Origin of the sequence: Streptomyces sp. ID05-26A (assembly GCF_033794685.1) — a bacterium.
Lineage (GTDB): Bacteria > Actinomycetota > Actinomycetes > Mycobacteriales > Pseudonocardiaceae > Lentzea.
Window position 1 is genome coordinate 146,738 of the sequence record NZ_JARAYZ010000003.1, and the last position, 17,654, is coordinate 164,391.

The window sequence follows — 17,654 nt, forward strand, 5'->3', positions numbered from 1 at the left end:
TCCGGCCCTATCCGATGCTTTGACCGACCAGCGAGCCGATCGCGTACGTGACGCCCATGGCGACCAGCCCGCCCGCGACGTTGCGCACGACCGCCCGCCGTTTGCCGGCGCCGCTGAGCTTCGCGCTGATGAACCCGGTCAGGGCGAGGGTGAGCACGGCGGCGAGGACCGTGACCGGCACGCGGAGGCTGGTCGGGGTGAACGCGATCGCGGCCAGGGGGAGGAGCGCGCCGATCGTGAACGAGACGAAGCTCGCGATGGCGGCGCCCCACGGGTTCGTCAGCTCGTCCGGGTCGATGTGCAGCTCGGCCTCGGCGTGCGCCCCCAGGGCGTCGTGCGCGGTGAGCTGCTTCGCGACCTCCTCGGCCGTCTCCTCGTCAAGCCCCTTGCCCTCGTAGATCTCCTTGAGCTCCTCCAGTTCCTCCTCGGGCATGTCGCGGAGCTCCTGGCGTTCCTTGGCGAGGAGGGCGCGCTCGGCGTCGCGCTGGCTGCTGACGGACACGTACTCACCGCTCGCCATGGACATCGCCCCCGCGAAGAGACCCGCGAGGCCCGCGACGAGGATCTGGGCCCGGTCCGTGGTGGCGCCGGCGACGCCGACGACGAGGCTGGCGGTCGACACGATGCCGTCGTTCGCGCCCAGGACGCCCGCGCGAAGCCAGTTCATCCGATCTCCGGTGACCTCGTCGTGAGGCTCGTGGTGCGTCATTTCCGCAGGTTAGCGGTCGTGTGGAGGCTCCGCACGAGTCTTGTGGGTGACGACCGGCGCTCTGCTGAACGGGTGAGTTCTGCCTGGTCAGCGGCTGGAGGTTCATTTTTTGTCAGACCCCCGTGGCAGCATGTCGAACAGGTGTTCGTGTGCGTGCTAGAGGAGGTCAGTTTCCGATGCAGATCGAACCCAACCGCTGGCCAGGCCGCGTGGTGCCGTCCACCAACTCGGACGTGGACGTCGCCGTCGAGTCCCTGTGCGTGCGCGCGTCCTGGGCCGACGCCGACCGCCGCTGGGTGCGGCGGCTGCTCGAGCCGTGGTTCAAGGCGGGCTGGAGCGTCGACGCCCTGCTCGTGGCCATCGACAAGAAGCCGGACGGCACCCGCCAGGGCCGCCCCCGTTCCCGCGCGCAGGTGGCGCACGAGTTCCTGCGCGCCCGCCTGCGCACCTGGACGGCCGACGGCGCCGCCCTCGCCAAGCCCCCGCTCACCGGCGTCACCCTCGGCGAGTGGTACCGCGTGAACCGCCGCAACGCCGCTCTGAACGCTCCTCGGCGCGGCACCGGCCTGTCGTCCGAGGGGCGGCAGGCGCGGGCGGAGACCCGCGCGCTCGCCCACCGGCGCGACCCGGTCGAACGCAGCCGCGAGAAGGGGCGCCGCCGCCAGGAGGTGCTCGACAGCCTGCTCGTGCCGGGGCAGGAGGTGCCGTCGTTCGCCGACTCGTGGAAGTTGGTCGCGGAGCTCATCCCGGTGCCTCGGGTGTGCTCGGCCTGCGGGCACGTGCGGAACGAGGTGTCGCGGCCCGCGCACCGCGTCGCCTAGGAGGGGAGCGGCCGAGCTTGCCGCAGCGCCCTGCGGACCGCTGCCGCGTCGCCTAGGGAGGGGGAGCGGCCGAGCTTGCCGCAGCCCCTTGCGGACCACTGCCGCGTCGGAACGCGGCGGGGTTCCTGGGCCTGCGAGTCCAGCCCGTCCCTGGTCCGGGCTCGACACCGTCCGCGCCTGCGTGCGCGATTTCGGGCTGTCGTGCCCGCGCGTGAACCCGTGCGGCCGTGCCCGCGTGCGTGAACTCGGGGTCGTCCCGTCTCCACTGCCGCATCTGTCCCGCAGCAGGCCTTCTACCTGCGACTTCGGCGAATGGTGGTTGAAATCCGCCCACCCCGGGAACACGGAACGAGTTTCTTGTTTCCGATGTTAGGGGCCGACATGCTCGAAGTGACGCCGATGGCCGCCGAGGTCATCAACGAGCTGACGTCGCAGTCAGACGGCAGCACAGATGACGTCGGCCTGCGTTTCGCCCTGGCCACCGAGCAGGAGAGCCAGGCGCTGGAACTGTCGCTCAGCGAGGCCGTTGACGGCGACGAGGTGGTGGCTGCCCCCGCGGGCGCCAAGGTCATCATGGAGCCGGCGGCCGCGCAGTACCTGGAGGACAAGGTCCTCGACGTGCGCCAGGACGAGGAGGGCAACCCGGCCTTCGCGATCGCGCGCCAGGACCTGCCCGGCTGAGGCGGTCGATTCTTGGCCGGGTGGGATCAACGACGATCTCGCCCGGCATGCGAAACGGGCCGGGCTCCTCAGCGACGAGGAGTCCGGCCCGCTTCGGTGAGCGCCCCGGATCAGGGGATGGTCAGCACCTGACCGGGGTTGATCAGGTCCGGGTTCGCGATGCCGTTGGCGTTCGCGATCTCCATGTAGCGGTTGCCGTCACCGTAGAAGCGGTCGGCGATCGCCCAGAGCGAGTCGCCGCCCTCGACGGTGTAGGTCCGCACGGCCGGAGCGGCGGGTGCGGCCGGGGCCTCCTCGACGACGGGCGCCGGAGCGGCCGCCTCGGGGGTGGCCTGCGGCGAGTCGGTGTTGGTGTTGGACGCCCAGCGGGCGCCGCCGTCGCTGCCGAAGACGACCAGGTTCCTGTCGTCCTGCAGGACCAGGCGCGAGCCCTCGTTGCCCTGGGTGCCGGTGGACCACACGGCGTTGTCGTCGCTCGTGTAGAGCACGAAGTTGCCGTCGTCCTGCAGCGCGGCGCGCACGGCGCCCTTGCCGTCGGTGCCGCTGGCCCACACCGTGCCGGTGTTCTCCGACAGGACGAGGTTGCCGTCGGACTGCAGGGTCAGCATGTACCCGTTGGCGCTCGTCAGCTGCTGGCCGCGGGTGAGTTCCTGCCCTGCTTGCAAGGTGTCCACAAAAAGCTCCACTTCGGACGATGACGACCGCCCGAACCGGCGGCGCCCGAAGCGCAAACTAGCCAAGGCGCCACCGTCCCGCCGGGTCACCGCGGCATGTGCACCCGAGGGAGTGAAAAACGCCCCCTGCCCGGAGGCAGGAGGCGTTCGGCACGAGAAGGAGATCAGCCCTCGATGCGGCGGATGGCCGTGACCGGGCCGATCGAGTCGATGTCGGCGATCTTCACCGGCACGCCCTCGGTCGACGCGTGCACGGCACGGATGCCGTCCACCGCCATCGCCACGTGGGACTGGCTGGAGTAGTAGACCAGGATGTCGCCGGCCTTCACCTCGCTGCGGCTCACCGGGCGACCGGCCGCGGCCTGCGCGTAGCTGGTGCGGCCGATGGAGACGCCCGCCGCGCGGTACGCGGCCTGGATCAGCGAGGAGCAGTCCCACGAGTTCGGGCCGTTCGAGCCGTAGACGTAGGGCTTGCCGCGCTCGCCCAGCGCGAACTGCAGGGCACGGCCCGCGGTACCCGCCGGAACCGAGATGTTCGACATGTCGCCGGACGCGGCCAGCTGGTTCTTCACCGTGGTGCTGAGCGACCGGTACTGGTTCTGCGCCTCGGCGAGCTGCTTGTCGAGATCGGCCTTCTTCTGGTCCATCTCGGCGAGGAGCTTCTTCGACGCCTCGGTCGCCTCGGTGGCCGACTTCGTCGCCGCGTCCGCCGCGTTGACGGCGTCGGTCAGCTTCTGCAGCGCGTCCGCGTTGTCGGCCGCGAGGATGTTGATGGCCGACATGCGGTTGAGGAAGTCCTGCTGCGAGTCGCTCACCAGCAGCGCGGAGATCTGGCTGAAGTTCGCGCCGGAGTTGGTGGCCTCGGTGAGGAGGTCGACCTGCCCGCGGAGAGACTCCTCGGCCTGCTGCGCGGCGGTGAGGTCGCCCTTGGCCTTGTCCAGTTCACCCTGCTTGGCCTTCAGGTCGTCCTGGGCCTTGAGGTGGTCCTGGTTGAGCTTGGAAGCCTGCTCGGAGAGCTCGTTGTACTTCTTGAGCGCGTCCGCTGCGTTGGGCTGTGCGGTGGCCGGCGCCGTGGGGAGTGCCGCCGCGACAACTGCTGCCGTCGCTACGAGAGCTCCACGCACGATGCGGCGTGAGGGTTGCGACACCACGTCGCGGTTCCTCCTTTTTCCTGGCAGCCGCTCCGCGAGAACTACTCCGCGTGAGGCGACAACCTTGGCGGGTGCCCCGAGTGGGTTAACTGCTGGGCCGAAGGTCTCGGACAGGTTACGGAATGACCTTGCCCTCGTCTACCACCGGGTCCCCATCAGTTCACCGGCCCGCACGCTCTCACAGTCGTCCACGTGGGTTTATCGCGGGGTGGGAGAGACGCGTCACCCGACGACCCGGCGAATCACCGAAATGGGTCCGATGGAGTCGATGTTCGCGACCTTCACCGGCACGCCCTCGGTCGACGCGTGCACGGCACGAGTGCCGTCGATGGCCATGGCCACGTGCGACTGACCTGAGTAGTAGATGATGAGGTCGCCCGCCGTGACCTCGCCGCGGCCGACGCCGCGGCCGACCTTCGCCTGGTCGTAGGTGACGCGCGGAATGGCCACGCCGGCGGCCCGGTAGGACGCCTGCATCAGCGACGAGCAGTCCCACGAGTTCGGTCCGTTCGACCCGAACACGTACGGCTTGCCCTGCTGGCTCATCGCGAAGTTGAGGGCCGTGCCGGCCGCGCCCGCCGGCGCGTTCACCGTCACCTTGGGGCCGGTGCTCGCCAGCGTCTGCTGCTGAGGCCTGCTCAGTGACTGGTACTTCGACCGCGCGGTGGACACCTGTGCGTCCATGGCGACCTTGCGGGTGGAGACGTCCGCGGCGAACTTCTCCGCGGCTCCCGCGGCGGTGGTGGCGTCGGTGCGGGCCTTCTGGGCCGCCGCCAGCGTGGCGTTCATCCGCGCCACGGCCTCGTTCTGGTCGGTGGCGATGATGTTCATCGCCTGCATCCGCTCCAGGAAGTCCTGCTGGGAGGAGGACGTGAGCAGTGCCGACAGGTTGTTGAACCGGGCGCCCTCGAACGACGCCTCCGTCAGCACGTCGACCTGGCCGCGGAACTGCTCCGACTCGGCCAGCGCCCTCTTCTCCGCCTCGGTGGCGGCGACCACGATCCCGTTCGCGGTGTTCAGGTCGCCCTGCGCCTTGAGGTGGTCCTGGCTGAGCTTCTCCGCCTCGCGGGTCAGGTCGTTGTAGACCTTGAGCGCGTCGTCGGCGGGCTGAGCATGCGCCGAAGGCATCGACACCACCGTCGCGGCGATCACAGCGGCAAGAGCGGTCGTCCTAGCTGCACGTCGGCCGGGCACGCGGTCTCCTCAGGAGTCGGAATCGGCTTCTGAGGAGACGTACGGCCGAACGGGTGCAGTGGTTCAGTCGAGGTCGGCGAGCGGTCCCTCGACGACGACCAGCGGACCGTCGAACTCGACGTCCACCAGTTCGTCGGCGAGCACGGGAGACGCCGTGACGAGGGCTGTTCCCGCGGCCATGGCCAGAGCGATCGCGATGCGTGAAGAAATGGACACGAACAGCAACATAGTGATCCAAAAGCGGCAGATCGGGCGTTCTCACCCGATCAGGCGGCCCGGTGTGCCTCGATCGAGGCACGGCACGCGGCGATCAGGCGGGCGGTCGCCGCGCTGTCCCCGCACCCGCAACGGGGGCAGCGCATCACCACGGCACCGGCGAGTTCGTCGACCACCACGCCCAGCGGGGAGTCGCAGCCGCGGCACCAGCGATGCCGCGTGACCGGGTTGACGTGCACGGGCGACGAGACGCACTGGTGGATCCACCTGCCGTGCACGTGGCAGGTCAGCCGGTCGTCGGGCGCCAGGACGCCGTCGTCCTCGGCGTGGTCCTCCTCGACCAGCGTGGCGATGAGCGTGGCGATCATGGCGACCCTCCGATCTCCGAACCTGCCTTCTGACGGGACGTCGAACCGGCGAGTCCGGAATCGACACGGGCGCCGAACTTCTTCACGGGACGCGACGCCCCGTCGTCGTGCGGTTCCGTGCGGTGACAACCACCCGCTGATGCGCAGCTCCCCGACCGGCTTGATAGGTTAGGCATGCCTAAATCAGGAGGTGGACAGGTGCGCAGGACAGTCGCCGCGGTTCTGCTGCTCGGCCTAGTGGCCGGGTGCGGTGGAAACGCTCCCACGGAGCAGGGAAGTGGCCAGTGGTCCTTCAAGGACGATCGCGGCAAGGAGGTCACCGCACCGAAACGGCCCGAGCGCGTCGTCGCGCAGGTGTCCGCCGCGGGCGCCCTCAAGGACTACGGCATCAACGTCGTCGGCACGTTCGGCCCGCTCAAGCGCCCGGACGGCACGACCGACCCGGAGGCCGGCAGCATCGACCCGAGCAAGGTCACCGACGTCACCGGACCGGGCTACGGCGAGATCGACTTCGAGAAGTTCGCCGCGCTGAACGCCGACCTGGTCGTCGCCGGCTACTACCCCGAGGTCTCCGGGCTCTGGCACCTCACCGCCGAGTTCGAGGAGAAGGTCGCCAAGATCGCCCCGACCGTCGGCATCGGCCAGTCGAAGATCCAGCTGCCGGACGGCGTCAAGCGCTTCAAGGACCTCGCGAAGTCCCTCGGCGCCGACGTCGACTCCGCGAAGGTGAAGGCCGACGAGGAGGCGTTCACCCAGGCCTCCGAACGGTTGAAGGCCATCGGCAAGAAGATGACGGACGCGAAGCAGAAGATCCAGGTGATCGGCGCGGACCCGAAGCTCTTCTACGTCGCCGTGCCCGCCCGCAACCCCGACCTCGACTGGTACGTCAAGGAACTGGGCCTGCCGCTGCTCACGCCGGAGAAGCCCGACACCGAGGGCGGCGGCTACTTCCAGTCGCTGTCGTGGGAGAACTCCGGCACGTACAAAGAACACGTGATCATGTGGGACACCCGCCAGCACGTGCTGAACCCGGAGCAGATGAAGGAGGGCCACCCGGTCTTCCAGGGCCTGCCCGCCGTGCAGGCCGGCCGGTTCGTCGAGTGGAACGCGGTCGCCCCGCTGAGCTACTCCTCCTACGCCGGGATCATGAACAAATTGGCTGACCAGCTCGACCAGGTGTTGGCAAAGTAGCCATGTGCTGACGCTTTTGAAGGAGAACGGCCCGTTGCGCGTGCTCAGCACCGCACGGGTCGTTTCTGTTGTGGGGGACGCCCTCAGCCTCGTCACGCTGATGGTGCACGTGCAGTCCGTGCTCGGGAAGGCCATCGCGGTGGCGGCGCTGCTGCTCGTGGGCGACTTCGCGCCGTCGTTGCTCAGCCCGCTGACGGGGGTCATCAGCGACAGGTTCGACCGCCGCACGGTGATGATCGTCTGCGAGGTCGCGCAGGGCGTGCTGCTGGCGGTCATCGCGTTCACGCTGCCGCCGTTGCCGATCCTGCTCGCGCTGGTGGGCGTGCGGGCCGTGATCGGGCAGGTCTTCCTCCCGGCGTCACGGGCGGCGGTGCCGAGCCTGGTCGCGGAGAAGGACCTGGCGCAGGCGAACACCGCGCTGGGCCTGGGTTCCAACAGCGCCGACGTCATCGGGCCGTTCCTCGCCGCCCTGTTGCTGCAGTTCCTCGACACCCGTGGCGTGCTGCTCGTGGACGCGGTCTCGTTCGGTCTGTCGGCGTTGTTGTTGCTGCGCCTGCCGAAGCTCGTCGTGCCGTCGGAGCCGGGGGAGACGGTGTTCACCGACGTGAAGGCCGGGGTGAGCGAGATCTGGCGGAACCGGGCGCTGCGGATCGTCTTCCTAGGTTTCTGCGGTGTGGTCGCGTGCACCGCCATCGACGACGTCGCGGTGCTGCAGCTGACGATGGGCGTGTTCGGCGAGTCCGACAGCGTGGCCGGCGTCGTGCTCGGCGCGGTCGGCGTCGGCCTGCTGCTCGGTTACGCGTTGCTGGCCAAGGGTTCGGCGGGCCTGAGCATGGTCACGTTGCTCGCCGTCGGATTCCTGATCAGCAGCGCGGGCAACCTGTTCACCGGGCTCGCGTGGGGAGTCGCGTCGGCGTTCGCGCTGCAGGCCTTGCGGGGACTGGGGATCGCGGCGATGGACGTCGCGCACAGCACGTTGATCCAGCGGCTCGTGCCGGGTGATCGGACGGGCAGGGTGTTCGCCAACTTCTACGGCGGGATCGGGGCTGCCGCGGCTGTGTCGTACCTCGCCGGTGGTCTGCTCATCGACGTGCTGGGCCCGCGGCTGATCCTGGTCTTCGCGGGTGGTGCCGGGGTTTTGGTGACGTTGTGGGTGGTTGCTGCTTCACGCGCGAGAGGTGTTGAGTGGGAATCAGCCTCTTGAGGGGAGAAGGCGATGTGGGGGAAACGCATTGCTGTTCTTGCTGTTTCGGTTCTGCTGACCGGATTGACCGCTTCCGTCGCGCACGCCGCAACCGGGGTCGTGCCCGCGTCGACGTCGTGGACGTCCGCTGACCGGGGTTTCGTGCTGGGGCTCGACACCCTGTGCCAGACCGCGAAGTGCCCGCAGCTCGTCCGCACGCTCGACGGCGGCGCGTCGTGGACGCGGGTGAGGACCCCGGCGCTGTCCGTGCCGGAGACCGACCGGTTGCGGGTGCTGTTCGCGAACGACGCCGCCGGGATGGTGACCGACGGCGAGCAGTTGTTCGTCACGAGCAACGGCGGCACGCGCTGGGAACCTTCCGGCATCAAGGGAACCGTGGGAGCGCTGGGGTTCGACAGCTCCGGGTTGGACAGCTCCGGGTTCCTTGCGGTGATCTACGACGGCACGTCCTCGCGGTTGTTCCACCGCGAGCTGTGGTTCGGGTCGTGGCAGCCGGTGCCGGGGGTCGAGGTCAAGGGCCAGTCGCGCGGGGAGATCGCCGCCGGTCAGGTCTCGTTGTCGGTGATCGGCGTGGAGAACCGCTACTGGACGCGGTCCGCGGCGGGCTGGCTGGAGGAACCGGCGCCGTGCACGGAGTTCTCGGCGACTCGGCTGGGCACGGTGGGCACCGACCGCTATGCCTTGTGCAGCTTCGATCCCGGCTTCGGGAACATGACCAAGGAGCTGCGCAAGTCCGACGGCGGGCCGTTCGAGACCGTCGGCGTGCCACCGCGTGAGGGCATCACGACGGGCTTCGCGGTGTCACCGGAGGCAGCCCTCGTGGCCGCGACCGGACGCGACTGGTCGTTCGTGCACCGCGGCTCCGGCGCGAAGTGGGACACTCCGCTCACGCTCGGCGGACCACCGTTCGAGGACCTGGCGTTCTCGGACGCTCGCCACGCCACGCTGGTGCGCGGCGGGCCGGGCCAGGAGTTCGCCGAGTTGCACAGATCCGACGACGCCGGACGGACCTGGAAGATCTTGTCGGTGTAGCTCGGTACGCTCGTTCCATGGAGCCCTATGAGCACGGCGTGCTCGACGTCGGCGACGGCAACCAGATCTACTGGGAGACCGTCGGCAACCCTGGCGGGAAGCCCGCCGTGTTCCTCCACGGCGGTCCCGGCGCGCCGTCCAAGGGCGCGCGGAAGTCGCTCGACGCGGAGAAGTTCCGCATCGTGATCTTCCACCAGCGCGGGTGCGGGCAGAGCACGCCGCACGCCAGTGACCCGGCCGTGGACATGGGCGTGAACACGACCGAGCACCTGATCGCGGACATGGAGAAGCTCCGCGAGCACCTCGGCATCGAGAAGTGGTTGCTGTACGGCGGTTCCTGGGGCACGACGCTCGCGGTCGCCTACGCGCAACGGCATCCTGAGCGGGTGTCCGAGATGATCCTCATCGCGGTCACCTTGTCGTCGCAGCGCGAGCTGGACTGGCTCTACGGCGGCGTTTCCCGGTTCTTCCCCGAGGCGTGGGCCCGGTTCAGCGCGCACGCCGGTGGCGCATCGGACGTCGTGAGGGCGTACGCGGAGCTGATGGAGAGCCCTGACGCGGCCGTGCGGGAGCAGGCGGCGCTGGAGTGGTGCCGCTGGGAGGACACGGTGCTGTCGCTGGAGAACTTCGGCCAGCTGGACGTGTTCGCCGGCCGGGCGTCCGCCGACGTGATCGCGCTCGTGCGGATCATCGCGCACTTCTACGCGAACGGCGGCTTCGTGGACGACCTGCTGGGCGGCGCCGGCAAGCTCGCCGGCATCCCGGCCGCGCTGATCCACGGCCGGCGCGACATGAGCTGCCCCGCGGACACCGCGTACGCGCTGGCGCAGGCGTGGCCGGACGCCGAGCTGACCCTCGTGGACGACAGTGGCCACAAGGGCAGCCCCGCGTTCCGGGAGGCGATCGAGACCGCGGTCAGGAGGTTCTCCCCATGACACAACGGAAACCGCCCGGAATGGGCTTCGAGTCGTGGATCGACAGGCAGATCCGCGAGGCTGAGGAACGCGGTGAGTTCGACGACCTGCCGAGCGCCGGCAAACCGTTGCCCGGCGCGGGACAGGCGCTCGAAGAGGACTGGTGGATCAAGAGGAAGGTCCGGGAGGAAGAGGGCGCGGCAGGGTTGCCCCCTTCCCTGGTGCTGCGCAAGCGGGCCGAGACCGCCAGAGCGCGCGCCCTGGCGGCCACGACCGACGCCGAGGCACGCGCGATCATCGAGGAGATGAACGCGGAGATCCTCGACGCGCTGCGGAAACCGTTGTCCGGCCCGCCGTTGACCCTGATGCCGTTCGACGTCGACGAGCTGCTGCGTGAGAGGAAGGGGTCCTCACGCGGTCGGTGATCAGCTCGCGTTGATGTCGATGCAGGAGTAGAAGGCCATCGCCGTGTCGCCGATGTTCCACACGGCCAGGACCTTGTGCCTGCCGGCGGAGCCCACGTTCACGGTGTGCGACACGGTGGCCGGCGGCTGCTGGTTGTTGCCGCTGAACGTCGCGACCTTGCGGCCGTCGACGAAGTAGTCGTAGTCACGCGTGCGGTGGCGGGCGGTGAAGGTCCAGTTGAACGTCACCGAACGGCCGGTGTTGGTGACCTTCCAGCCCTTGTTGTTGTCGTTCAGCACCGCGAACTGCGACAGGTTGGCGTTGCAGCTCTGCAGGCCCTTCGGGCCCTCGACGGACTGCGGCTCCCACTGGATCGCGCCGCAGTTCTTGACGGTGCCGCTGGCGCACTGGGCCTGACGGCTGGCGGGTGAGTTCACATAGCCGTGCGCGAACGCCGTGCCGCTGGGGAGTGCCACGACGATCAACGGTGCAGCGAGAACACCGGCCATGGCGGCCGTTACCTTGCGTCCGATCTTCATGTGACTTCCTTTGCCTTGATGTGTCCGTACTCCCGTTACATCGCGGCGGCGATTGAAGGTCTAGACCATACCGCGCGTAATCGCGGGGCCACAAGACGTGTCTGATAGATCAGGTAGGTAAGGGATCGCGGCTCAGCTTCGTACGGCTGCGAAGCGCGGGCCGGAAGTGGTGGAAGTCGTTGAGTTCTGTGGGACTTCTGGCTTCGAGCTGAGTGCTTCGTGCGTTCCGGCGTCGGCTTGGACCGGGTTCTCGGGACGTGCGGAGGCGACCGGGACGAAGACCGGAATCCCGGCGGTCCGCGACGGAGGGTGAGAACGGCGTCTCAGCCGGAGCGGGAGTGGATGAGCGACGCGGAGGGGGCGATGGCGGCTCGCGACTACGCGGGCGTGACCTCGTCCTCTTTCTCGGCGGCCTTCGCGAGCCTCTTCTTCACGATGAAGACACCGGCGACGCCGAACACCACCGCGAGCGCGAGACCCGCGTAGGAGAAGCCCTTCAGCCACTTCTCGGCCACCACGCCGAGGTAGTAGACGGCCGCCGCGGTACCGCCGGCCCACACGATGCCGCCCGCCGCGTTGGCGGCCAGGAACTTGCCGTAGTTCATGTGCATCGACCCGGCCAGCGGTCCGGCGAGAATGCGCAGCAATGCGACGAAACGGCCGAAGAACACCGCCCACGCACCGCGTTTCTGGAACACGCGGCGGGCGTGGTCCAGCTGCGTTTCCCCGAAGTGCTTGGGGAATTTGCGGCCCGCCCACGCGAACAACCGCGGTCCGCCGCGCCGCCCGATGAGGTAGCCGAAGTTGTCACCGATGATGGCGCCCGCGCTCGCCCAGACGCCGATCCACAACGGGCTCAGCTCGGCGTGCTGTGACGCCAGCAACGAGGCCGTGACCAGCACGATCTCGCCGGGGAGCGGGATGCCGAGCGATTCGAAGCCGATCACCAGGCCGACGATCGCGTACACGAGCAGGGGTGGGATGGCTTCGAGCCACTGTTCGATCGGCACGTTCGCACTCTAGCGTCGTCGTCGTGAACGAGCTCGCACTCGCGGTCGTCGCGGGAATGGTGGCCACGGTCAACCCGTGTGGATTCGCGATGCTGCCCGCCTATTTGGCGTTGGTGGCCCGGGACAGTCCGGCGAGAGCATTCGTGTCCGGTTTGGTGATGACGGCCGGATTCGTCACGTTCTTCGGCGCGTTCGGAATTCTGGTCAGCCCGGTGGCGGCGACGCTCAAGCGCTACCTGCCGTTCGTGACGGTCGTGATCGGGCTCCTGATGGTCGTCGTCGGTGTGCTTTTGCTGCTGGGCAAAGACCTCTACGTCCGGCTGCCCAAGCTTCGGGCCGCGCCGAAAAGTCTCTGGTCCATGTACGGCTACGGCATCGCGTTCGCCGTTGCCTCTCTCTCGTGTGCGATTGGCCCGTTTCTCGCCGTGGTGGGTGCATCGCTGCAGACGGGCGTGATGGCGTTCTTCGCCTACGCGCTGGGCATGGGCCTCATCGTCACCGTGCTCGCGGTCGCGGGTTCGGCGCTCGCGCCGCACATCAGGAAGGTGCTGCCCCACGTCGGACGGATCGGTGGCGCGGTCCTCGTCGTCGTTGGCGCGTATGTGACCTACTACGGCGTCTACGAGCTGAGGTTGTTCCTGGCCGGTGGCAGCGCGATCGACCCGGTCGTGCGAGGCGCGGGCCGGTTCCAGAACGTGCTCGTGCAACTCGTCGGCACGTTGGGGCCGTGGCCGTTCGTGGTGGTGCTGGTGATCACCGGTGCGTGGTGGCTGAACCGGAGGAGGCGCAAGGCCGTACGCCCAGAAAGACATCTCAGGTTTTTGAAAGTCAAGCCGCGGCAGCGAGTGGAGGTGGAAAGGCCCGATGTTCGTTGAAACCGTGTCGATGCTGAAGGCAGTGGTAGAGCTGCCCGAGGAACTTGTTGAACAGGTGTCGCTGGGCCTGGTGGTTCCAGTCTCCGGTGGCACGGCGGGCATCGAAGTGGCGTCGTGCGCCGGGGCTGGCTTTGAGCGAGGCGAGCGCCCAGGTGTGGCCGACGGCGGCCAGGCGCCGGTTCTTGATGTGCCGGTGCAGCACGACTTTCTTCTTCCCGCTGGCGCGGGTGATCGGTGCGGAGCCGGCGTAGGCCTTGAGACCGCGAGCGTCGGCGAAACGGGCGCGGTCGTCGCCGATCTCGGCGAGCACCCGAGCGCCGGTCAGCAGTCCCAGTCCCGGGAAGCTGACCATGATCTCGGCGTCCGAGTGCTGCTCAAAATGGGCTTCGGCGGCTTCCTGCAGCTGATCGGCCGCAGCACATGCTGCCTCGAACTGGACCAGCAGCGCGGTCAGCTGCAGGGCCATCGCGTTCTCCACCAGCGATGGTTGGCGCAGTTGCTCGCGGCCGAGCAGGTCGTGCAGGGCGTCGGCATCGCGGCCGATGTGCTTGCGGCGCCCGGCCTGGGTCAGCAGGGTCCGCAGCTGTGCGCGGGTCAGCTGTGCGGCGGCTGCCGGTGTAGGTGCGGTGCGCAGCAGCGCTCGGGCGTCCGCGCGGGCCAGGCCGCCACTGGGCAGCAGGCTCACCGCGGCGAGGGCGGCCGGGTAGAAGTCCTTGAGCAGACAGCGAATCTGGTTGCCCAGCTGCTGTCGGGCCCAGACGGTGTCTTGCTGCGCGCGAGCCAGAACGCGCACGGCCTGGGCGAGCTCGGTGTCCGCGGACAGCATCCGATGGGCGTGCGCGTCGGTGCGGATGATGTTGGCCAGCCCGACCGCGTCAGCCGGATCGGACTTCGCGCCCGAGACCTGGTGGCGGGAGCGGTAACGCGAGGCCGACAACGGGTTGATCGCGTAGATGCTGCGTCCAGTCGCGCGCAGGGCGGCGACCAGCAGTCCTCGGTCGGTCTCGATCGCCACCGGCGTCGGCTGCTCGGCGGTGTCGCCGGCTTCGGCGAGCATGGCCAGCAGCCGGGCGAAACCCTCGGTGTTGTCGCGGATCCGGCCACTGACCACCACTGTTCCGGCCTCGTCGATGATCGCGACATCGTGGTGGTTCTCGGCCCAGTCGATGCCACAGAACAGCGCCAACTGATCACATCTCCTTTCGTGTCAACGCTTCTCTCGGGTCCAGGCGAAGTCACTCGACGCCCTAATCGCGGGACTCTGTGGTCCGTCATCTCAGTAGCCGTGCGTGACTCCAGCGCACCGCAGGAACCTCGTTCTGTCGCAGAGCTCAGGGCTCGGGAGCGCATGGTGAGGTCACTTCCTGCGGCGGACTCGGGCAACGCACACCCAATCACCGCGCGATCACTGACTCGTCGGCGGACGCGCCCTCTCTCTCATAGGGCCTTGCAGACCGAGGGGCGGGTAGGCGTCGTCCGCCGACGAGCAGCAATCTCCGGCCGTTCACACGCACCGTTCTTTCTGAAGACATCTGATGTCTGGAGGCAGCGGGCGTCATGCGACAGCCGGAAGTCCAATCCCTACAACACGATTAGGAGGTGAGGAGCCGAATGCGCATCCTCGGACTGCTGCTAGGGGTTCTGCTGCTCGCCGGCTGCGCGGAGAAGACGCCGCCGCCGGAGAAGTTCCAGTTCACCGCGAAAACCTTGGACGGCGCGGAGTTCCGCGGCGACAAACTCGTCGGCCAGCCGGCCGTGCTCTGGTTCTGGACACCCTGGTGCCCGTCCTGCAACGCCGAGGCGGAGACGGTCGAGCAGGTCGCCCAACGCCACGAGAAGGTCCAGTTCGTCGGTGTCGCGGCCGAGGACCAGCTCGACGCGATGAAGAAGTTCGTCAGCGACCACCGGATGGGCAGCTTCCCGCACCTCGCCGATCTCGACGGCTCGGTGTGGAAGCGGTTCGGCGTCACCGCGCAGCCGACGTTCGCATTCGTGGGCACCGACGGCTCCGTCGAACTGCTCACCGGCTCGCCCACCGAACAGCAGCTCGACGAACGCGTTTCCTCTTTGGTGCCAAAGACCTGACCTCGGCAGAAAGTCCCTGCGTGATCGGGACCAAGGCCCGGTTCGGCGGTGCGGCTGAAAACGTAGCCTCGACGAGGCCGCGGGGTGCTGCCGCGTGGCCTTGAGGAGGCAGGTTTCGATGGACTACATCCAGGTCTCGCTCGCGGACGCCATTCCCGAGCAGGCCAGGGACTACGCGTCCGCCCGGATCGGCTCGCTCGACCGTTACGCGCCGGACCGCGTCGACTTCGCGTGGGTCAACCTGACCTCGGACCGGACCGTGATCCACGCGCACGCCCGGCTCGACCTCAAGTGGGTCGAGGTGCAGGCGTACGCGGAGGGGTACACGGTCACCGAGGTGATCGACCTGGTGCGGGAACGCATGCGCCGTCAGCTCGTCTCGATGCAGGGCGTACCCGCGCACGTGTGACCTCGGTGCGATGAACCCACCACTCGGCGGCGGACGGGTGGTGGGTCCATCGCACCTTTCTCGACGGCGTCGCGCGCGCCTGTCGAAACGGTCTTCTACCGTTCGTACAAAGGGCGAGAGGAGACCACCATGACGCAGAAGTACCTGCTCAGCATCTACCAGCCCGACGGTGAGGCCCCGCCCCCCGAGGTGCTCGACCCGATCATGGCGAACCTGGCGGCGTTGAACGAGGAGATGCAGGCCAAGGGCGCGTGGGTGTTCGCCTTCGGCCTGCACCCGCCGTCGACCGCGACCGTGCTCAGGGCGAAGGACGACGACGTGCTGATGACCGACGGGCCGTTCGCCGAGGGCAAGGAGCACATCGGCGGGTTCACCGTCATCCAGGCCGCCGACCTCGACGAGGCGCTCGAGTGGGGCCGTCGGCTCGCGGGTGTGCTGAGCCCGTTGTCGATCGAGGTCAGGCCCATCGCGTTCTGATGATCGAGGAGATCTTCCGGGCCGAGTACGGCCGTGCTGTGTCCGTCCTGACCCGCCTCCTCGGCGACATCGACCTCGCCGAGGAGGCGGTGCAGGACGCCTTCGCCACGGCCGTACGACGCTGGCCGGTCGACGGCGTCCCCCCGGCGCCCGCGGGCTGGATCATCACGACCGCCCGCCACCGCGCGATCGACCGGCTCCGCCGTGAGGCCAAGGGCCGGGAGAAGTACGCGCAGGCGGAACTGCTGAACCACGAACCGGAAGAGCAGGAGGTGGGAGACGTGGCCGACGACCGGTTGCGGCTGATCTTCACCTGCTGCCACCCGTCTCTCGCGTTGCCGGCTCAGGTGGCACTGACGCTGAAACTCCTCGGCGGGCTGACGACGGCGGAGATCGCCCAGGCGTTCCTGGTGCCGGAACCCACGATGGCGCAACGGATCGTGCGGGCGAAGGGCAAGATCCGCGCGGCCCGCGTCCCGTACCGGGTGCCGCGTGACGCCGACCTGCCCGACCGGCTGAAGGCCGTGCTCGCCGTCGTCTACCTGATCTTCAACGAGGGGTACCTCGACCGCGCCGAACTCGCGGAGGAGGCGCTCCGGCTCGGTCGTGTGCTCGCCGGGCTCATGCCGGACGAACCGGAGGTGTGGGGGCTGCTCGCGCTGATGCTGCTCGTCGCCTCACGCCGGGACGCACGGCTGCGCGACGGCGAGATCGTGCTGCTGAAGGACCAGGACCGGGCGTTGTGGGACGCGGACCTCGTGCGCGAGGGCCAGGACGTCGTGCGCCGCTGCCTGCGCTGGAACCGGCCGGGCCCGTACCAGCTCCAGGCCGCGATCAACGCCGTGCACAGCGACCCGCCGACCGACTGGCACCAGGTCGTCGCCCTCTACGACCAGCTGCTGGTGATCACGCCGAGCCCGGTCGTGGCGCTGCACCGAGCCGTCGCGATCGCCGAGACGGAAGGCCCGGAGGAGGCGCTGAGGGAGGTCGACGCGCTCGACCTCGACCGCTACCACCTGTTCCACGCCGTGCGCGCGGATCTGCTGCAACGACTGGGCGAGGACCCGAGAGCGGCATTGGAGGCCGCGCTCGACCGTGCCGAACACCCGGCCGAACGCGACCTCCTGAAGAGACGACTAGGCCTTGTTGCGGCGCCCGACCAGCAGGATCGCGCCGACGACGACCGCTAGCCCGATCACGATCCACACCCAGATCGGCACGCCACCGGACTCCTCCGGCGCGGTCGACGGGGGAGCGGTCGCCGTCGGTGCGCTCGCGGCCGAGGACGGCGGGGCGCTGGCCGTCGTCGACTGCGCCACGACGGTCATCGTGAAGGCGATCGTGCCGGTGATGGTGTCGCCGTCGTCGGACTTGGCGGCCCACGCGATCGTGTGCGCGCCGGACTTGGCGGCGGCCGCGTCGACCGTCGCCGTGATCGTGTTGTCGAGGGCGTGCACCTGGGTGACCGGCAGCTTGGCGCCGTCGGCCCCCGTGACGGTGACCGCGTCCCCGTCCGGCAGCTGGATCGCCGCGCTGAACACCAGCTCGACGTGTTTCAGAGGGGTGTCCAGGGCCGCGCCGGTCGCCGGGTTGCTGCTCTTGAGCTCGGCGTGGGCCTGTGCGGGGACGGCCACGGCCGTCGAGGCGAGCAGCGCCAGCACGAGCGCCGTTAGGTAACGCGTCACGTGCGCAGCGTAGT

At 68.9% G+C, this 17,654-nt stretch carries 22 protein-coding genes; 12 read left to right on the forward strand and 10 right to left on the reverse strand.

Going from position 1 to position 17,654, the window contains the following annotated elements:
* Window positions 1–7 precede the first annotated feature (7 nt).
* Complete coding sequence (locus PV646_RS27880) at window positions 8–709, reverse strand: VIT1/CCC1 transporter family protein (protein ID WP_500345233.1); 702 nt, start codon at window positions 707–709, stop codon at window positions 8–10.
* Between the two features lie 176 nt (window positions 710–885).
* On the opposite strand from PV646_RS27880, the gene PV646_RS27885 reads away from it, so the two are divergent.
* Together PV646_RS27885 and PV646_RS27890 are read left to right on the forward strand one after the other, a co-directional pair.
* Window positions 886–1,530: a hypothetical protein gene (locus tag PV646_RS27885; protein WP_500345234.1), complete on the forward strand. Its 645-nt coding sequence runs from the start codon at window positions 886–888 to the stop codon at window positions 1,528–1,530.
* Window positions 1,531–1,911: 381 nt separating this feature from the next.
* On the forward strand, window positions 1,912–2,211 hold the full coding sequence (locus PV646_RS27890; RefSeq protein WP_500345235.1) for a hypothetical protein: 300 nt from the start codon (window positions 1,912–1,914) through the stop codon (window positions 2,209–2,211).
* 110 nt (window positions 2,212–2,321) lie between these two features.
* Here the strand turns inward: PV646_RS27890 and PV646_RS27895 are convergent, their stop codons facing one another.
* From PV646_RS27895 to PV646_RS27915, 5 genes are all read right to left on the reverse strand, one after another.
* Complete coding sequence (locus tag PV646_RS27895) at window positions 2,322–2,885, reverse strand: LysM peptidoglycan-binding domain-containing protein (protein ID WP_500345236.1); 564 nt, start codon at window positions 2,883–2,885, stop codon at window positions 2,322–2,324.
* A 164-nt stretch (window positions 2,886–3,049) separates the two neighbouring features.
* Entirely contained in the window at window positions 3,050–4,036 is a 987-nt protein-coding gene (locus PV646_RS27900; protein ID WP_500345237.1) for a C40 family peptidase, read from the reverse strand.
* Between the two features lie 222 nt (window positions 4,037–4,258).
* Window positions 4,259–5,230, reverse strand: a complete 972-nt coding sequence (locus PV646_RS27905) for a C40 family peptidase (RefSeq protein WP_500345238.1) — start codon at window positions 5,228–5,230, stop codon at window positions 4,259–4,261.
* Window positions 5,231–5,293: 63 nt separating this feature from the next.
* Window positions 5,294–5,446 carry a hypothetical protein gene (locus tag PV646_RS27910; RefSeq protein ID WP_500345239.1) on the reverse strand — a complete coding sequence of 51 codons (153 nt, stop codon included), beginning with the start codon at window positions 5,444–5,446 and terminating at the stop codon, window positions 5,294–5,296.
* A 50-nt stretch (window positions 5,447–5,496) separates the two neighbouring features.
* Window positions 5,497–5,814: a hypothetical protein gene (locus PV646_RS27915; protein ID WP_500345240.1), complete on the reverse strand. Its 318-nt coding sequence runs from the start codon at window positions 5,812–5,814 to the stop codon at window positions 5,497–5,499.
* A gap of 198 nt (window positions 5,815–6,012) precedes the next feature.
* Here PV646_RS27915 and PV646_RS27920 point away from each other — a divergent pair, with 198 nt between their 5' ends.
* From PV646_RS27920 to PV646_RS27940, 5 genes are all read left to right on the forward strand, one after another.
* Window positions 6,013–7,005 (forward strand): ABC transporter substrate-binding protein, encoded by a 993-nt coding sequence (locus PV646_RS27920; protein ID WP_500345241.1) that lies wholly within the window; start codon window positions 6,013–6,015, stop codon window positions 7,003–7,005.
* Window positions 7,006–7,009: 4 nt separating this feature from the next.
* Window positions 7,010–8,209, forward strand: a complete 1,200-nt coding sequence (locus tag PV646_RS27925) for an MFS transporter (protein WP_500345242.1) — start codon at window positions 7,010–7,012, stop codon at window positions 8,207–8,209.
* A gap of 63 nt (window positions 8,210–8,272) precedes the next feature.
* A complete protein-coding gene (locus tag PV646_RS27930; protein ID WP_500345243.1) occupies window positions 8,273–9,241 on the forward strand; it encodes a hypothetical protein in 969 nt (322 codons plus the stop codon).
* A 17-nt stretch (window positions 9,242–9,258) separates the two neighbouring features.
* A complete protein-coding gene (gene pip / locus PV646_RS27935; protein ID WP_500345244.1) occupies window positions 9,259–10,176 on the forward strand; it encodes a prolyl aminopeptidase in 918 nt (305 codons plus the stop codon).
* Window positions 10,173–10,580, forward strand: a complete 408-nt coding sequence (locus PV646_RS27940; protein WP_500345245.1) for a DnaJ family domain-containing protein — start codon at window positions 10,173–10,175, stop codon at window positions 10,578–10,580. Before pip ends, PV646_RS27940 begins: the two co-directional genes overlap by 4 nt.
* On the opposite strand, the gene PV646_RS27945 is transcribed toward PV646_RS27940, so the two are convergent.
* Together PV646_RS27945 and PV646_RS27950 are read right to left on the reverse strand one after the other, a co-directional pair.
* Window positions 10,581–11,099 (reverse strand): lytic polysaccharide monooxygenase auxiliary activity family 9 protein, encoded by a 519-nt coding sequence (locus PV646_RS27945; protein ID WP_500345246.1) that lies wholly within the window; start codon window positions 11,097–11,099, stop codon window positions 10,581–10,583.
* Window positions 11,100–11,476: 377 nt separating this feature from the next.
* Window positions 11,477–12,109: a DedA family protein gene (locus tag PV646_RS27950; protein ID WP_500345247.1), complete on the reverse strand. Its 633-nt coding sequence runs from the start codon at window positions 12,107–12,109 to the stop codon at window positions 11,477–11,479.
* A 23-nt stretch (window positions 12,110–12,132) separates the two neighbouring features.
* Here PV646_RS27950 and PV646_RS27955 point away from each other — a divergent pair, with 23 nt between their 5' ends.
* Window positions 12,133–12,984 carry a cytochrome c biogenesis CcdA family protein gene (locus PV646_RS27955; RefSeq protein ID WP_500345248.1) on the forward strand — a complete coding sequence of 284 codons (852 nt, stop codon included), beginning with the start codon at window positions 12,133–12,135 and terminating at the stop codon, window positions 12,982–12,984.
* Here PV646_RS27955 and PV646_RS27960 read toward each other — a convergent pair.
* The gene (locus tag PV646_RS27960) at window positions 12,938–14,170 is read right to left on the reverse strand and encodes an IS110 family RNA-guided transposase (RefSeq protein WP_500345249.1); all 1,233 of its coding nucleotides are present in this window, start codon (window positions 14,168–14,170) and stop codon (window positions 12,938–12,940) included. The two genes, PV646_RS27955 and PV646_RS27960, sit on opposite strands and share 47 nt — an antisense overlap.
* Before the next feature lie 425 nt (window positions 14,171–14,595).
* Between PV646_RS27960 and PV646_RS27965 the strand changes: the two genes are divergently transcribed.
* From PV646_RS27965 to PV646_RS27980, 4 genes are all read left to right on the forward strand, one after another.
* On the forward strand, window positions 14,596–15,069 hold the full coding sequence (locus PV646_RS27965; protein ID WP_500345250.1) for a redoxin domain-containing protein: 474 nt from the start codon (window positions 14,596–14,598) through the stop codon (window positions 15,067–15,069).
* Window positions 15,070–15,187: 118 nt separating this feature from the next.
* Window positions 15,188–15,478, forward strand: a complete 291-nt coding sequence (locus tag PV646_RS27970; protein WP_500345251.1) for an HPF/RaiA family ribosome-associated protein — start codon at window positions 15,188–15,190, stop codon at window positions 15,476–15,478.
* A gap of 129 nt (window positions 15,479–15,607) precedes the next feature.
* Window positions 15,608–15,955 (forward strand): YciI family protein, encoded by a 348-nt coding sequence (locus PV646_RS27975; RefSeq protein WP_500345252.1) that lies wholly within the window; start codon window positions 15,608–15,610, stop codon window positions 15,953–15,955.
* A complete protein-coding gene (locus tag PV646_RS27980) occupies window positions 15,955–17,145 on the forward strand; it encodes an RNA polymerase sigma factor (protein WP_500345253.1) in 1,191 nt (396 codons plus the stop codon). The genes PV646_RS27975 and PV646_RS27980 overlap by 1 nt, the downstream gene beginning before the upstream one ends.
* On the opposite strand, the gene PV646_RS27985 is transcribed toward PV646_RS27980, so the two are convergent.
* Window positions 17,092–17,640: a copper resistance CopC family protein gene (locus PV646_RS27985; protein WP_500345254.1), complete on the reverse strand. Its 549-nt coding sequence runs from the start codon at window positions 17,638–17,640 to the stop codon at window positions 17,092–17,094. The two genes, PV646_RS27980 and PV646_RS27985, sit on opposite strands and share 54 nt — an antisense overlap.
* Between the last annotated feature and the right edge of the window lie 14 nt (window positions 17,641–17,654).

Coding starts and splice junctions, on each gene's coding strand:
- PV646_RS27890 (WP_500345235.1), top strand. CDS start 1,912: ATGCTCGAAGTGACGCCGATGGCCGCCGAGGTCATCAACGAGCTGACG.
- PV646_RS27970 (WP_500345251.1), top strand. CDS start 15,188: ATGGACTACATCCAGGTCTCGCTCGCGGACGCCATTCCCGAGCAGGCC.
- PV646_RS27885 (WP_500345234.1), top strand. CDS start 886: ATGCAGATCGAACCCAACCGCTGGCCAGGCCGCGTGGTGCCGTCCACC.
- PV646_RS27940 (WP_500345245.1), top strand. CDS start 10,173: ATGACACAACGGAAACCGCCCGGAATGGGCTTCGAGTCGTGGATCGAC.
- PV646_RS27965 (WP_500345250.1), top strand. CDS start 14,596: ATGCGCATCCTCGGACTGCTGCTAGGGGTTCTGCTGCTCGCCGGCTGC.
- PV646_RS27980 (WP_500345253.1), top strand. CDS start 15,955: ATGATCGAGGAGATCTTCCGGGCCGAGTACGGCCGTGCTGTGTCCGTC.
- PV646_RS27880 (WP_500345233.1), bottom strand. CDS start 709: ATGACGCACCACGAGCCTCACGACGAGGTCACCGGAGATCGGATGAAC.
- PV646_RS27915 (WP_500345240.1), bottom strand. CDS start 5,814: ATGATCGCCACGCTCATCGCCACGCTGGTCGAGGAGGACCACGCCGAG.
- pip (WP_500345244.1), top strand. CDS start 9,259: ATGGAGCCCTATGAGCACGGCGTGCTCGACGTCGGCGACGGCAACCAG.
- PV646_RS27975 (WP_500345252.1), top strand. CDS start 15,608: ATGACGCAGAAGTACCTGCTCAGCATCTACCAGCCCGACGGTGAGGCC.
- PV646_RS27945 (WP_500345246.1), bottom strand. CDS start 11,099: ATGAAGATCGGACGCAAGGTAACGGCCGCCATGGCCGGTGTTCTCGCT.